Source organism: Halomonas fontilapidosi, assembly GCF_014192285.1.
GTDB lineage: Bacteria > Pseudomonadota > Gammaproteobacteria > Pseudomonadales > Halomonadaceae > Halomonas > Halomonas fontilapidosi.
On record NZ_JACHXQ010000001.1, the window covers coordinates 194,192 to 208,914 of the forward strand.

The 14,723-nt window shown below is 66.0% G+C and carries 14 protein-coding genes; 8 read left to right on the forward strand and 6 right to left on the reverse strand.

Annotated features, from left to right (window positions below; all coding sequences use genetic code 11):
* Window positions 1–14: 14 nt before the first annotated feature.
* Both FHR95_RS00945 and FHR95_RS00950 read right to left on the reverse strand, forming a co-directional pair.
* Window positions 15–3,167 (reverse strand): efflux RND transporter permease subunit, encoded by a 3,153-nt coding sequence (locus tag FHR95_RS00945; protein ID WP_183313024.1) that lies wholly within the window; start codon window positions 3,165–3,167, stop codon window positions 15–17.
* A complete protein-coding gene (locus tag FHR95_RS00950) occupies window positions 3,164–4,417 on the reverse strand; it encodes an efflux RND transporter periplasmic adaptor subunit (protein ID WP_183313025.1) in 1,254 nt (417 codons plus the stop codon). The genes FHR95_RS00945 and FHR95_RS00950 overlap by 4 nt, the downstream gene beginning before the upstream one ends.
* A 169-nt stretch (window positions 4,418–4,586) precedes the next feature.
* Here FHR95_RS00950 and FHR95_RS00955 point away from each other — a divergent pair, with 169 nt between their 5' ends.
* Together FHR95_RS00955 and FHR95_RS00960 are read left to right on the forward strand one after the other, a co-directional pair.
* Window positions 4,587–5,858 (forward strand): ATP-binding protein, encoded by a 1,272-nt coding sequence (locus FHR95_RS00955; RefSeq protein WP_183313026.1) that lies wholly within the window; start codon window positions 4,587–4,589, stop codon window positions 5,856–5,858.
* Between the two features lie 43 nt (window positions 5,859–5,901).
* The gene (locus tag FHR95_RS00960) at window positions 5,902–6,441 is read left to right on the forward strand and encodes a response regulator transcription factor (protein WP_183313027.1); all 540 of its coding nucleotides are present in this window, start codon (window positions 5,902–5,904) and stop codon (window positions 6,439–6,441) included.
* A gap of 86 nt (window positions 6,442–6,527) precedes the next feature.
* On the opposite strand, the gene FHR95_RS00965 is transcribed toward FHR95_RS00960, so the two are convergent.
* Window positions 6,528–7,298 carry a 3-hydroxybutyrate dehydrogenase gene (locus FHR95_RS00965; protein ID WP_040186637.1) on the reverse strand — a complete coding sequence of 257 codons (771 nt, stop codon included), beginning with the start codon at window positions 7,296–7,298 and terminating at the stop codon, window positions 6,528–6,530.
* A gap of 125 nt (window positions 7,299–7,423) precedes the next feature.
* Window positions 7,424–7,855: a [NiFe]-hydrogenase assembly chaperone HybE gene (gene hybE, locus FHR95_RS00970; RefSeq protein WP_183313028.1), complete on the reverse strand. Its 432-nt coding sequence runs from the start codon at window positions 7,853–7,855 to the stop codon at window positions 7,424–7,426.
* A gap of 136 nt (window positions 7,856–7,991) precedes the next feature.
* Here hybE and FHR95_RS00975 point away from each other — a divergent pair, with 136 nt between their 5' ends.
* From FHR95_RS00975 to FHR95_RS00985, 3 genes are all read left to right on the forward strand, one after another.
* The gene (locus FHR95_RS00975) at window positions 7,992–8,810 is read left to right on the forward strand and encodes an inositol monophosphatase family protein (protein ID WP_040186633.1); all 819 of its coding nucleotides are present in this window, start codon (window positions 7,992–7,994) and stop codon (window positions 8,808–8,810) included.
* A 132-nt stretch (window positions 8,811–8,942) separates the two neighbouring features.
* Complete coding sequence (locus FHR95_RS00980; protein ID WP_040186631.1) at window positions 8,943–9,206, forward strand: GrxA family glutaredoxin; 264 nt, start codon at window positions 8,943–8,945, stop codon at window positions 9,204–9,206.
* 145 nt (window positions 9,207–9,351) lie between these two features.
* Window positions 9,352–10,119, forward strand: a complete 768-nt coding sequence (locus FHR95_RS00985) for a VOC family protein (protein ID WP_040186630.1) — start codon at window positions 9,352–9,354, stop codon at window positions 10,117–10,119.
* Window positions 10,120–10,300: 181 nt separating this feature from the next.
* Here the strand turns inward: FHR95_RS00985 and FHR95_RS00990 are convergent, their stop codons facing one another.
* Both FHR95_RS00990 and FHR95_RS00995 read right to left on the reverse strand, forming a co-directional pair.
* Window positions 10,301–10,963 (reverse strand): CoA transferase subunit B, encoded by a 663-nt coding sequence (locus FHR95_RS00990; protein ID WP_040186629.1) that lies wholly within the window; start codon window positions 10,961–10,963, stop codon window positions 10,301–10,303.
* A gap of 73 nt (window positions 10,964–11,036) precedes the next feature.
* Window positions 11,037–11,738 (reverse strand): CoA transferase subunit A, encoded by a 702-nt coding sequence (locus tag FHR95_RS00995; protein WP_040186628.1) that lies wholly within the window; start codon window positions 11,736–11,738, stop codon window positions 11,037–11,039.
* Window positions 11,739–11,909: 171 nt separating this feature from the next.
* Here FHR95_RS00995 and FHR95_RS01000 point away from each other — a divergent pair, with 171 nt between their 5' ends.
* The 3 genes from FHR95_RS01000 to FHR95_RS01010 all read left to right on the forward strand — a co-directional run bounded on the left by FHR95_RS01000 (window position 11,910) and on the right by FHR95_RS01010 (window position 14,653).
* Window positions 11,910–12,815, forward strand: coding sequence for a LysR family transcriptional regulator (locus FHR95_RS01000; protein WP_183313029.1), 906 nt, complete (start codon window positions 11,910–11,912; stop codon window positions 12,813–12,815).
* 72 nt (window positions 12,816–12,887) lie between these two features.
* Window positions 12,888–13,760 carry an acyltransferase gene (locus FHR95_RS01005; protein WP_183313030.1) on the forward strand — a complete coding sequence of 291 codons (873 nt, stop codon included), beginning with the start codon at window positions 12,888–12,890 and terminating at the stop codon, window positions 13,758–13,760.
* Window positions 13,706–14,653, forward strand: a complete 948-nt coding sequence (locus FHR95_RS01010) for a M23 family metallopeptidase (RefSeq protein ID WP_183313031.1) — start codon at window positions 13,706–13,708, stop codon at window positions 14,651–14,653. The genes FHR95_RS01005 and FHR95_RS01010 overlap by 55 nt, the downstream gene beginning before the upstream one ends.
* Window positions 14,654–14,723: the final 70 nt, after the last annotated feature.

Below are 14,723 nucleotides of genomic sequence, written 5' to 3' on the forward strand. Positions count from 1 at the left end.
GAAAATGTCGCAACCTACTCCGAAAGGTTAGTCCCCGTGTCGCCCGATGACACGGGCTGTGCCTGAGGGGAATGCCCCAGACGCTCACGAAGTCGCTCAAGGTAGCTGAGCAGCACCGGGATCACGGCAAGCACCAACAGGGTCGAGAACGCCAGGCCGAAGGCAATGGAGACCGCCATGGGAATCAGGAACTGCGCCTGCAACGAGGTCTCGAAGAGCAGCGGCATGAGTCCTCCGATAGTGGTTAGCGACGTCAGCAGCACGGCGCGCACGCGTTGCACCACCGCCTCGTTGAGCGCAGCCTCGATGACCAGCCCCTTGCGACGCTGCTGGCGGTAGAAGGCCACCAGAATGATGGCGTTGTTGACTACGATGCCGGAGAGCCCGAACAGACCGAAGAGCGACAGCATGGTCAGGTCGAGACCCAGCAGCCAATGCCCGAGCAGGGCTCCGACCAGCGCCAGAGGAATGATCGCCATGACGATCAGCGGCAGGCTCCAGGAGGCGAAGACCCAGGCGAGCACCACGTACATCAGCCCCAGGCCGATCATCAGCCCGGTGCGCATGTCGGCAAAGGTCTCGCGCTGGTCGGCAGCCCGCCCCTCAAAGCTGTAGCGAAGACGATAGGTACTGGCCAGGCTTGGCAACACCTCGGCGGAGACGGCATCCAGGACGCGGTCGGCGGAGGTTATCTCGGTATCGAGCTCGGCGGTGACTTCCACGGCCAGACGGCCGTCGGCGTGGCGCAACGCCTCGAAACCCTGGCGATGGTCCAGGGTCATCACCTGGTCGAGGGGGACGAAGCGTCCGTCCGGAACACGCACGGTGAACTGCGAGAGAGTCGAAAGCCTCTCGCGCTGCGTCCGCGGCAGTAGGACTCTGACCTCGATTTCGTCGGCGCCATCCTGGTAGATCTGCACCAGCCGGCCGTCGAAGGCATCCCTGAGCTGGCGACCGAGATCTGCGGTAGTCAGTCCCAGCGCCTTTCCCTGCGCGTTGACCTCGTAGATCAGCTGCTCACGCCCCCATGGCATGTCATCCTCGGTATCCAGCACGCCCGGCAACTCGCGAAGCGAGCGGGACAGCGATTCGGCGGCAGCCTTGAGGGCACCCGCCTGCTCACCGGTCAGACGGACATTGACGTCCTTGCCCGGTGGGCCGGCGGTACGCTCGTTGATGGTGAGGTTCTCCAGCCCTGCGGGCTCGGCGATGCGCGAACGCCAGGCGCGAATGAATTCGACGTTACGCACGTCGCGGTCGTCGGACGCGGTCAGCTCCACCATGATCGAACCGACGTTGTCACCGCTGCGTGACTGCCGGCCGCTGGCCAGCGTCGCCCCGTGGCGAGTCACGGCGTGCTGCACCAGCTCGCCGCCCAGGGCCTGCTCGGTCTCGTCCAGTGCCACCTGCATGCGCGCCAGCAACTCATCGACACGCTCGCGATTGGTGCCCGCCACGAAGCTGGCATTGGCATAGAGCACATTGGGCTCAGGGGTGGGGAAGAAGTTGAAGGCCAGGCGTCCGCCGGCCAGCAGGCCCACGGTAAACAGCACCACCGCCGCGGCCGATGCCAGGGTGGCGGCTCGGTGGCGCAGGGTCAGCGCCGAGAAGCGCCGAAAGGGACCCTCGCGGAAGCGCTCGAAGGCCTCCTCGAAACGCTCACGCGGTCGCGACAGCGGATGACGCCGCGTGACTCGAGCCGGTACGAAGGCATTGCGCAGATGGGCCGGCAGCACCACGAAGCACTCCAGTAGCGAGGCGATAAGCACGCAGATCATGATCACCGGAATGTCGCCGAGGATGTTGCCGATCACCCCGCCAACCAGCAGCAACGGCATGAAGGCGGCCACCGTGGTCAACGACGAGGCCAGCACCGGCCAGATCATGCGCTGGGCCGCTCCTTGAGAGGCATGACGGGCCGGCTCCCCCATGCGGAAGTGAGCATCGGCGTCCTCACCCACCACGATGGCGTCGTCGACGATCACCCCCAGCGCCATGATCAGCGCGAACAGCGACATCATGTTGATCGATCCACCGATGCCCCAGAACACTGCCATGGCGGCCATGAAGGCGGTGGGAATCCCGATGGCCACCCAGAGCGCCACCCTGGCGGGCAGGAAAAAATACAGCAGCAGCAACACCAGCAGCAGGCCACCGAGGCCGTTGCTGATCAACAGCCAGATACGGTCAGCGATCAGCTGCCAGGTCTCGTCATGGACCTCCAGCGCCACGCTGGGCGGCAGCTGGGGACGGGTCTCCGCCAGCCAGCGTTCCAGGACCTCGGCGGCGACCAGCGAGTGGCCGTTCTCACTCCGCTGCAGCATCAACTCCACTGCCGGATTGTTGCCACGGCTGAGGGTAACCTGCTGCTCACGGGACTCCTGGCGGATGGTGGCGATGTCGCCCAGCCGCAGCTGCACCCGTTCGCCACTGATCACCGGCAGGTCGGCGAACGCCTGCTCGTCGCGGCGCTGCTCCACGGCACGTAGCTCACGCGTGCTGTCCTGCTGACCGAGAAGCCCCGCCGGCAGATCCCGGGACATGCCCTGGATGCGCTCGGCGATCTCCGCGAGACTCAGCTGCAGCCCCTGGAGTCGCTCCGCGGGTACCTCGATGCTGATCTGCTGCTCGGGCAAGCCGCTGATCTCCACCCGGTCGATGCCGCGTTGCAGCAGCTCGTCCTCGAAGCGGTGAGCCAGATGTCGCAGTTCCTCGTGGCTCACCTCACCATGCACCAGCAAGCGGGCGACCGGTTCGTAGCGGGCGGCTCGGGCAACGCGAGGCACCTCGGCATCGGCCGGCAAGTTGGTGAACTCGTCGACCTGCTGACGGACATCGTCGAGTACCAGAATGGGATCACTGCCCTCGGTGAATTCCAGGGTGATGCTGGAGACACCCTGTGCCGAGGTGGAGGTCATGCGCTTGAGACCGTCGATGCTGCGCAGACGCTGCTCGAGGGGTATGGTGATGCCCTGCTCGATGTCCTCCGCCGAGGCGCCGCTCCATACCGTACGCACGCTCACCACGTCCAGGTCGAAGGTGGGGAAGAATTGGATGTTCATGCGTGACAGCCCCAGTACCCCGCCGAGCAGCATCATCAGCATGACCAGGTTGGCCGCGACCCGGTGATGGACGAAAAAGCCGATCACGCCACGACCCGAGCTCACGGCCGCCCTCGCGTGTCGTCATCGTCGTCGCCGGCGTCAACGCTTTCGACCAGCAGGCCCTGAATGGCATTGGGCAGGTGCGTGGTGATCACCCGGTCGCCCTCGCCGATCGACGCGTTGCTGACCAGCGTCCAACGCTCCCCATCGGCACGGACCACCTCGCCGTGACGGGTCACCGTCAGGCCACGCATCCGTCCCGCCTCATCCTTCAGGTAGAGCGTATCATTGCCATACAGGGCGCTGTCGGGCACCGGCAGGCTGTCGGGTACTGCAGGCCGAGCCAGCGAGACAGCCAGCAGACTGCCGGGACGCAGCCCAGACTCGCTGGTCTCGAGGTCAAAGATCGCCTCTGTCCCAGCGGGGTCGCTTTGCCCCGCCAGCCCCACCAGCACGAAACGGGCTCCCTGCTCAGCGGTGGCTTCGAGCCGCCTGCCCTCGGCCAAGGCATCGAGCAGTTCGTCCTGGTATCGCTGAGGGATGCGCGCCCGCAGTTCCAGGCCCTCCTGCGGGTAGACGCTGAGCAGTTCGCTACGGGCGGCCACCTGATCGCCCGGGGCAACCCGTATGCGCGTTACGATGCCGTCGAAAGGCGCCTCGACGCGGCTACGCTCGGCATCGCGTTGCGCGGCCGCCAGGCCGGCCTGGGCACGCGACAGGCCAGCTTGCAGGCGCTCGAGGCGGGCCGGGTGCTCGGCGATGGCACGTTCGCGTGAGGCAACCGTGACCCGCGCCCGGGCCAGCTCATTGCGGGCCGCATCCAGATCAGCCTGGGAGGCCAGGTTGCGCTCTTCCAGAGCGCGCGTGCGCTCCCACTGGCGGCGGGCGGTAGCGAGCAGTTCGCGCTCGCGCGCCAGCGTGGCGAGATCGCTTTCATGGCGTATCTGCTCGTTCTTGAGCTGAGCGCGACGATCCGCCACGTCGGCTTCTGCCTGCCGCAACGGCGGGCGCACATCCGCCTCGTCCAGCGCCACCAGCAGGTCGCCGCGAGCGACCCGCTGTCCGTCGCGCACCGGTCGCTCGGCAATCCGCCCGGCCAGCGGCGCGACCACAGTCAGCATCTCGGGCGCCGTTATCTCACCGTAGAGCGGCAGTGTGGGGGCATGGCGACCGGGGTCGGCCACCAGCGTCTCGACACGCCAGCTGCGCTCCTCCGGCGTGACGCTCGCGCTCTCCGGCCGGGTCGCGCGCAGCCACACAAAGGCCACCACGCCGAGGGCCAGGATCAGCAGGGGAAGCAGACGTTTGAGCATCAGGCTGGGGTCCACCGGTCATATCAACAGGACCCAATATACCGCCATCGACAGGCGATTGTCGGCGCCCGTGGCCGATGGGCGACACTGTGCCTCAGGGGCAGGCGCACCCGGGCATAGTGTCCCCCGTATCGGGTATCATCGGGCCAACGCCTAGTCCGGAGACGCCATGCCAGCCGCCCTGCCCCTGCCGCTGTCCACGCCCAATCGCAACCTGGTGCGCCTGACCATCGTGCGTGGCATCACCTGGACCGGCTTTTTGGCCGCGATCATCATCGGCATCGAGTTGCTGGGCTTCTCGCTGGAGGTGCCGGCCGTGATCGCGGTGATCGTTGCCATGGGGATGATCAACATCGCCACCTGGTGGCGCATGGGCCGACCCCGGGCGGTGACACACGGCGAATATCTGCTCCATCTGCTGATCGACGTGACGGGCCTGACACTGCTGTTCTACTTTACCGGCGGCTCCCACAACCCCTTCATCAACTACTACCTGGTGCCGGTCACCATCGCCGCGGCCACGCTTCCCTGGCGGCATGCCTGGGTGATCGCTGCGGCTTCCATGGCGGCCTACAGCGCTCTGATGGTGGTATATCAACCGGTGCCGCAATTTGCCCAGGGACATGGCGGGGCAACCCTCAGCCTTCACGTGCTGGGTATGTGGCTCAACTTCGCCCTCTCGGCAGGGCTGGTCACCTTCTTCATCTACAAGATGGCGCGCGCCCTGCGCAGTCGCGACCAGGCCCTTTCACGCACCCGTGAGGCGGCCCTGCGCAACGAGCAGGTGCTGGCCGTGGCCACCCAGGCGGCGGGCACCGCCCATGAGCTTGGCACCCCGCTGTCCACCATGGCGGTGCTGCTCAGCGAAATGCGCGAGGAGGCCAAGGACCACCCGGGCTTGATGCAGGATATCGAGCTGCTGCGCCAGCAGGTCGATACCTGCAAGTCGCGGCTTCGCCATCTGGTGGAGAATGCCGACCGGCGACGCATGGCCAAGCCGGAGGTCCGCGACGCCCAGCTCTGGCTGGCCGGGGTGGTGCAACGCTGGCTGGTGCTGCGCCCCGATGTCAGTCACCGCCTGGAGGTCGCCGAGCGGCGCGGACATCCCTGGCTGGCCGTGGATGCCACCCTCGACCAGGCACTCACCAACCTGCTCAACAACGCCGCCGATGCCAATCCGGACGAGGTCACCATCCGCCTCGACTGGAACAGCGACGAGGTCATTATCGACATACGCGACCACGGCCCCGGTGTCGCGATGTCGATCGCCGACCAGCTCGGCGAGACCTTCGTCTCCACCAAGAGCAAGGGGCTGGGCATCGGCCTGTTCCTGACGCATGCCACCATCAATCGCTTCGGGGGTGGAGTGAGCCTGTACAATCACCCGGAGGGCGGCACCCTGACCGAGGTGACCCTGCCGCGCAGCCAGCCTGGCCCCTGACAACCAAGGGCCGCATGACGTCATGACCCGCCGAGAGGACAACATGCAAGAGACCGCCGAACGCCTGCTGATCATCGACGACGACGAGATGTTCTGCCATGTCCTTGACCGCGCCCTGAGCCGACGAGGCTTCAAGGTGCTGGTCGCCCATGATGCCGCCCAGGCCCTCTTCCTGGCGCGCCGACACCAGCCGCAGCTGGCCACCCTGGACCTCAAGCTGGAACACGAGTCGGGGCTGAAGCTGCTCCCGGAACTGCTGGAGATCGTGCCGGCATGCCGCGTGGTGGTGCTGACCGGCTACTCGAGTATCGCCACCGCCGTGGAGGCGATCAAGCTGGGGGCGGTCAACTACCTCTGCAAGCCGGCGGATGCCGATGAGGTGCTAGGGGCGCTGTCACGCGCGGAGGGCGACCCGGAGACCGTAGTCGCCGACAATCCGCCGTCGATCAACCGCATCACCTGGGAGCACATCCAGAAGGTGCTGCAGGAGCATGACGGCAACATCTCCGCGACCGCCCGTGCCCTGGGGATGCACCGTCGCACCCTACAGCGCAAGCTGCAGAAGCGGCCGGTGAGACGCTAACGCTGCAAGCGGCCAAGCCGAGGCTCAAGCTGCAGGAAAACATCCCAACAGGATTCCTTGGCGGCTTGGCGCTTGTGGCTCGGCGCTTATTGGGCCGTCCAACCCAGGTCGATATTCCAGCTGGCCCCGGTAACGGCGCCGGCGAGATCGGAGGCCAGGTAACCCACCAGTTCGGCCACCTCAGCGGGCTCAATAAGGCGCTTCACGGCGGCATTCTTGAGCATGATCTGCTCGATCACTTCCTGCTCCTGCATGCCGTGCATCTTCGCCTGGTCGGCAATCTGGTTGTCGACCAGCGGCGTCTTGACGTAGGCCGGACAGATGGCGTTAGCGGTAATCCCCTGGCTGCCGCCCTCCAGCGCGGCGGTCTTGGTCAGCCCGATCATGCCGTGCTTGGCGCTGATATAGGCCGACTTGCCCGGCGACGCCACCTGGGCATGGACCGAGGCGATATTGACGATGCGCCCCCAGCCGTTCTCGCGCATGGACGGCCAGGCAGCCTGGGTGAGCAGGAAGGGCGCGGTGAGCATCAGGTCAATGATCTGACGCCACTTGGTTTCCGGGAACTCTTCGATGGGCGAGACGTGCTGGACGCCGGCGTTGTTGACCAGGATGTCGACACGCCCGAAGCGCTTGACCGCATCGGCCACCGCCGCCTTGCAGGCCTCGCCATCGGTCAGATCGGCCTGAAAGAAGGCGGCCCCTGCCCGCTCGGCAACCTCCTTGCCTGCCGGATTGAAGTCCACGGCCAGCACCTGGTGACCCTGTTCGCAGAAATGGCGAACCACGGCCTCGCCGATGCCGCTGCTGGTGCCGGTGACCAGGGCGACGCGGGGGGTGGAAGCGTTGGCGGTCATGCATGACTCCTCTGTGCGGTGAACCGGGCCAGAACGGCGCCGGTAAGGCCCGTACACGGGCCGCGGATTTGGCGTTATCGGTCCTGGTCACCAGCATAAGGCGAATGACGCAGCGCGTCATCCGCTCATGGGGTTTCGGTCGCCGGGGTCATGACGCGCTCCATGAGTTGCTGGGCGAGACGGCTGCCCGCCTGGAGAGACCCGACATCAGAGAGATCGTCGAGCAGTTCGCAGCGCCACCACCCGTTCGCCTCGCTCACAAATTCGCGCACGAAGGGATACGCGCCGGAGGGCAGTGACAGGATCAACTGCTCCGCCGAGCGCAGCACATCCGGCTCGTCGGGGACCAGCACCAACGACAGCGAGACGGGAGTGACGAGGGCACCGAGCAGCCCTTGGCGATCTTCCTCATACGCGTGGGGCTGAAAGCACAGGGCATCCACACCTAGCCGCGGGTTGAAGTGGGGCTCGCGCTTGGCGGCCTTCAGGTGGCAGTCACGCCAGGCCTCGGCGAGCTGTCGCAAGCGGGCATACTGGTCGGCGGTCAGGGCCTGCATGAGGGTCTCCGGGGTAGTGAGGGCGCCAGTATAGTCGCCACGCGATGGTCTTCGCACCAGGCCTTCGCCTCCGAACGTCGGCAGGCTGATGGCGAGCTGCTAGCATGGAACGTCGACCCCTTGCCGAGGAGCTACCATGACCCCCGCCCAGCGACTGGAGATCGCCGTCGACATCGCCCACGAGGCCGGCCGAATGATCATCGAGGCCCGCAAGCGTCAGGTCTTCGGCCATCGTTACAAGCACGGTCATGAGCTGGTCACCGATACCGACGTGGAAGTGGATACGTGCATCGGCGAACGCCTCGAGCAGCATTTTGCCGGGGAGGCTCGTCTAAGTGAGGAGCTGGCTCCGGATCGCGAGGTGTTGGCCAGTCCCCATGCCCTGTGGGTGGTTGACCCCATCGACGGGACGGTCAACTTCGCCCATGGCCTGCGCCATGTGGCGGTATCCATCGGCTGGGCCCGACAGGGCCGCACCCGCCTGGGGGTGGTGCATGCCCCCTTTCTGGGCGAGACCTTCACCGCGCTTGACGGCCAGGGAGCCTGGTGCAACGGCGAGACGATCCATGCCAGTCGCACGGGCGAGCTGGCCCATGCCCTGGTAGGGACGGGGTTCCCCTATCGTCGTGACAGCCGGCCGCCGCTGATGCGCCGGCTCAGCGCCGTGCTGGCCCACTGCCAGGACGTGCGCCGTAACGGCTCGGCGGCCCTGGACCTGTGCGACGTGGCCTGTGGCCGACTGGATGCCTACTACGAGAGTGTCTCTCCCTGGGATTGTGCCGCCGGCTGGCTGATCGCCCGGGAAGCAGGCGCTCGCACCGGGCATCTCTATCCCGGCCCGGCGGGAATCCCGGAGGATCTCTACGGCGAGAACCTGCTGGTGACAAGCCCCCGCCTGCATGGCGCACTTGGCGACCTGCTGCGCCGGGCGGATGCCGGCGAGGTCGACCTGTGAATGGCGCGATAGACGGGCGTCATCATCCCGCAAGGGGGTAACTATTGGCGAAAGATCGCCCGCTCCGTCACAATAGCCAGCCAACTTTTCCCGATCCCTCTTCACGCACCTTACCGTGCAAGGAGTCGCCGCATGTTCGTTGTCATCTTCGGTCGCCCCGCCTGTCCGTTCTGCGACCGGGCCAAGGCCCTCGCCGCCCAGCTCGAGCGTAGCGGTGCCATCGAGGGCCATCGCTATGTCGATATCCACGCCGAAGGCATCACCAAGGCCGACATGGAAAAGACCATCGGCAAGCCGGTTCATACCGTGCCGCAAATCTTCCTCGACCAGACCCATGTCGGCGGCTTCACCGAGTTCGACCGCTACGTGCGTGACGAGGCCCTGCTGGAAGCCTGAAGCGCGTTCCTGTCCCCCCTTGTCCACGGTCAAGATCGCACCATAACGAGCGTCCTCCCCGCGTTGAATGCCGCTGCGCACCTGCTGCCTATACTGGCGGCGTGCAGGAGCGCAACGGGCATCACGACAGAGGGACAACGGCACGATGCAACGGGAAGAGTTCGTCCAGCAGCTATGGCTGGACTATATCCACCAGCATCCGGACGTAGGCGGCCTGCGGCTATGGCCCGTGGAAGCACCGGCAGAGTATCTGGCCCTGCTGACGCTCAACCATGGCCCCTGGGCCATGGAGGCCATCTTGCCGACCCTCGTGCGCTATGGCTATCGACCGCAGCAGCGCTACGCCATGGCCGATCGCGGCCTGTTGGCCACCCTGCTCACCGCACCGGACGACGGCGCCTGGATACTGCTCACTGAACTCCAGCTCGGGACCCTGTCGCGCAGGCCGCGAGAACGCCTCCAGCGGCTGGTCGGCAACGCGGATCCCCGCGACGCCCGCAGCCAGGCGCTGCTGTGCCACGGCCGCCCTTGGCCAATGCCTGACTGGGACACCTACCAGGCACTGCACCAGGCTCACCCGTTGGCCGGCTGGCTCTCGGTGATGGGACCGCGAATGCATCACGTCGGCTTCGACTGCCAGCGCCTGGGGCACGATATCGTCGAACTCGACCGCCAACTGCAGCAGACCGGCCTCACCGGCAGCGGCGATCGGCATCACGGTCTGTTCCCAGTCTCACCGCTGCTCGACTACCGCTTCTATGCCACCAGTTCTCGACGCCTGGCCTTCGCCGAGGGCGACGAGCATCGCGTCGCCCTCGGGGGGCTCGCCCTCGTCCAGAAGCAGGTCAGCGCCAACCAGGAGCGTGCTGCCGAGTTGCTGCTGCCTCACCACACTCGCTGCGAACTCTCCTGATTGCCGGTCGTCCACAGAATCTGTGGATAACGCTGTGCATCATCGCCGGACAGGAGGACGGACGCGTGATGTCAGGGGGGCTGATGCGAAATGGTCAGTTTTTCGACAACGACGTCGAGGCCTGAAATGACAGCGGCCCGGACGGAAGTCCGGGCCGCACGCCTTGCCAACGACAGGCCGATCAGGCCTCGAAGGTCATCTCCGGCACATGGTCGGGGACAACCAGCTTGCCGGCCGTCAACGCCTTGATCTCGTCGACGGTGACGCCGGGCGCGCGCTCCTTGAGGTGGAAGGCGCCATCCTTGATCTCCAGGTAGGCGAGATCGGTCAGCACCCGATTGATGCAGCCGGCGCCGGTCAGCGGCAGGTTGCAGGACTCGAGGAGCTTGGATTCGCCATGCTTGGAGGCGTGGGTCATGGTACAGATGATGTTCTCGGCACCTGCCACCAGGTCCATGGCACCCCCCATGCCCTTGATCAGCTTGCCCGGCACCATCCAGGAGGCAATGTTGCCGTTCTGGTCGACTTCGAAGGCGCCCAGCACGGTCAGGTCCACGTGACCGCCACGGATCATGGCGAAGGATTCCGCCGAGGAGAAGATTGCCGCGCCCGGGCGTGCCGTGACGGTCTGCTTGCCGGCATTGATCATGTCCGGGTCGACTTCCTCCTCGGTGGGAAAGCGCCCCATGCCCAGCAGGCCGTTCTCGGACTGCAGCATGACATCGATGCCCTCAGGAATGTAGTTGGCCACCAGTGTCGGGATGCCGATGCCCAGGTTCACGTAGAAACCGTCTTCCAGTTCGCGCGCCACGCGCATTGCCATCTGTTCGCGAGTCAGTGCCATCTTGTTGCCTCTATGTGTTCGGTGGAGAAGCCCCGGCCCCCTCGGAGCCGGCTATCGGAGTCACGTGCCGCCGTCAGCCCTGGTGAACGGTGCGCTTCTCGATACGCTTCTCGAAGCTACCCTGGATGATGCGATCGACATAGATACCCGGGGTGTGGATCTGGTCAGGCGCAAGTTCGCCTGGCTCGACGATCTCCTCGACCTCGACCACGGTGATCTTGCCGGCGGTGGCGGCCATCGGGTTGAAGTTCTGAGCGGTGCTGCGGTACATGACGTTGCCGTAGCGATCGGCCTTCCAGCCCTTGACGATCGCAAAGTCGCCGACCACGGACTCCTCGAGGATGTAGTGGCGATCATTGAACACGCGCACCTCCTTGCCCTCGCCGATTGGCGTACCGTAGCCGGTGGCGGTATAGAAGGCGGGAATCCCCGCGCCGCCGGCGCGCATCTTCTCTGCCAGCGTGCCCTGGGGAGTGAGCACAACCTCGATCTCCTCGTTGAGCATCTGCTGTTCGAAGAGCGCGTTCTCACCGACGTAGGAGGCATAGAACTTCTTGATCTGCTTGTCCTCGAGCAGCAGGCCCAGGCCGAAGCCGTCAACGCCGCAATTGTTGGACCATACCGTCAGGTCCTTGACACCGCGACGCTTGATCTCGGCGATCAGGTTCTCGGGGATGCCGCAGAGACCGAAGCCGCCCGCGATCACGGTCATGCCGCTTTCGATGCCGTCCATTGCCTCTTCGTAGGAAGTCACACGCTTGTCGAATCCGGCCATAATGGCGCCTCGCGTTGTTGTGGAGTGAGTGGTGGAATGAGTGGTGGAGTGGGTTACAGAATGAGTGCGCAGAATGTCAGGCCAGTGTTGCCGCTGCCAATATATTTGTTAAGTTTGTTTTATTTATCGATTGATCTGTTTTGCCAATAAATTGGACCTTGGTAGCATGCCATGACCGTCAAGCAACTGCGCGCCTTCCTCGCCGTGGCCAGAACCCTGAGCTTTACTCAAGCCTGCGAGCACCTCCACCTCTCTCAGCCGGCCCTGAGCCTGGCAATCAAGGGGCTGGAGGAAAGCCTGGGCGGTCGCCTGCTGATCCGCAGCACCCGCAGCGTGAGGCTCACCCCGGAAGGCGAGTCGCTGGTCCCTCTGGCCAAGCGCTTGATTGCCGAGTGGGACAACACCGAGGAGCTGCTACGCCAGCGCTTCACCCTTCAGCTCGGCCGTCTGGCGGTGGCCACCATGCCCTCCTTTGCCAGCAACCTGCTGCCTCCCGCGCTGCGTGTGTTCCGACAGCGCCATCCGCGGGTCAACGTCACGGTGCATGATGTGATCAACGAGCAGGTGATCGAGATGGTGCGCGCGCGCCAGGTGGAACTGGGGCTGGTGCTGGAGCCGGAGGCCACCGGCAGCCTCTCCTTCACCCCGCTGTTTCGCGACCGCTTCGTTGCCGTGGTGCCGGCCGATTCGCGCCTCGCCGGACGGGAGAGGCTCGACTGGCCAACCCTGATGACGCGCGACTTCATCGCCCTTCAGCGCCCCTCGATGGTGCGTCGACTGCTGGAACAGGCGTTGGTGAGTCGCGGGCTCACCTTGCCTGCCACCTTCGAGTGCCATCAGCTGGCGACCGTGGGACGCATGGTCGCCAGCGGCCTGGGCGTCAGCGCGGTTCCGTCGCTGTGCATCGACCAGATGCAGGAACTCGGTGCCGTCTGCGTGCCCCTCGAGGAACCGGTGATCGAGCGTGACGTCGGTGTGCTGACCTGGAACACCCATGAGCTGTCGGTGGCCGCTTTGGCGCTGCAGCAGGTGCTTGCCGAGACCATCCGAACCCCCGGGCTCGCCACGCGACGTTGACCCCGACCGCTGGGCAGCTCGTGGCCGATCCATTAGCATGGAGAGATCGTCAATCCGGCCGAGGAGACAGGCATGTCGACCCTCAGGGGGCTCGTCAGCATCCTGCTGCTGACTCTCACCACCCTCGCCTGGGGGGTACCGCTGATCCTGCTCACCCTGGTCAAACTGGTGACCCCGGGGCGTCGTCTGCGTCGCCGGGTGCTGACGGCCCTCAACCGGGTCGCGCTCAACTGGGTGGGCAGCAACCTCTGGTGGATGCGTGGCTGGCTGAAACCTCAACTCGACATGTCGCTGCCCAAGGAACTCTCCCGCGACCAGTGGTGGCTGGTGCTCTCGAACCATCGCAGCTGGACCGACATCTTCCTGCTGTTCTTCGCTCTGCACCGGCGCATTCCCATGCCCCACTTCTTCGTCAAGCGCCAGCTGATCTGGATTCCCATCGTCGGCCTGGCCTTCTGGGCCATGGAGTTCCCCATGCTGCGCCGCCTGACCCGCGAACAGCGCGAGCGCAACCCTCAGCTGGCGCGTCGCGACCGCGAGGCCACCGAGCGCATGTGCCGCCACGCCCGGGAAAGGCCCATCGCGATCTATAATTTCGTCGAGGGTACCCGCTTCACCCCCGCCAAGCAGGCCGCCCAGGACGCTCCCTATCGCCACCTGCTGAGGCCCCGCGCCGGCGGTATCGCCCAGGTCGTCAGCCTGCTCGGCGACCGCCTCGGCGGCATTCTGGATGTCACCCTGCATTACGAGAACCCCGACCCCAGCTTCTGGGGCTTCCTCTGCGGTCGCGAGGGTCGGGTGCGCCTGGAGGCCCGCCGCCTGGCGGTCCCGGCCTGGATGCTCGAGGGCGACTATCACGACGACACGGACTACAAGGAACGCTTCCAGTCATGGCTCAACGCCCTGTGGCAGGACAAGGATCGTCGCCTAGACGCATTGCCCTGACGCTGCTGATAGTCGGCCTGGCACTGCTGATGGTCGGCTGCGCAGGGCAGGACGTCGTCAGCCGCGCCGGCGACGAGATCGCCGGCGAATGGATCACCATCCAGCGCGGCGATACCCTGGGTGAGATCGCCCGTCGCGCCGAGGTGCCCCTGGTGCGCCTGCAGCGCTTCAACCCCGGCGTCGATGCTCGGCGCCTGGTGGTTGGCCAGCGCTTGCTGGTACCCGGTCACGATGAGCGAGCGCCTTCCGGCGGCCCCTACCGCTACCGGGTCCGCCCGGGGGACACCTACAGCGCCATCGCCCGGCGCCTGGGCGCTCGCGCCGGGCGGATCCAGGCGGCGAACCCCGGCATTGCGCCCACCAATCTAAGCGTCGGTCAGCTGATCGAGGTTCCGCTGGGCGGCCGGCAAGCAGCCTCCTCGGGCAGCGGCAACTCTGCCGCCGGGAACAGTGCAGCAGCCCGTACGCAGAAAAACACCCCAGCGGCGAGCAAGCGACTGCCGGACCCGGGCGAGATGCCGGCGTCCGCGCGAGGCTGGCCGTGGCCGCTGGAGGATTACCGGGTCGAGCGTCCCTTCGGCGCCGACGGGCGTGGCACCCTACAGCCCATGCTGCTCGGCACCCGCCGGGGCAGTCGCGCGCGGGCCGTGGCCGATGGCGAGGTGCGTTTCGCCGACAGCATGCGGCAGCTCGGCCAGGTGGTGATCGTTCACCATGCCGATAACCTGCAAAGCGTCTATGCCCTCTGCGCGAGGCCGCTGGTGGCCAGTGGGGATACCGTCACGCGTGGCACCCCGGTCTGCGAGGTCGGCCAGCAGGAGGGGACCCCGCGGCTGCTCTTTGACATGCGCCATGGCGGCAAGCCCATCGACCCGGCCCGCGTATTGCGCTGAGCCGGCGAAGGCGCTGGATCACACTGGGCGCTAAAGACGTCGCAAGGCCACCCTCGACAACCGCCACCTG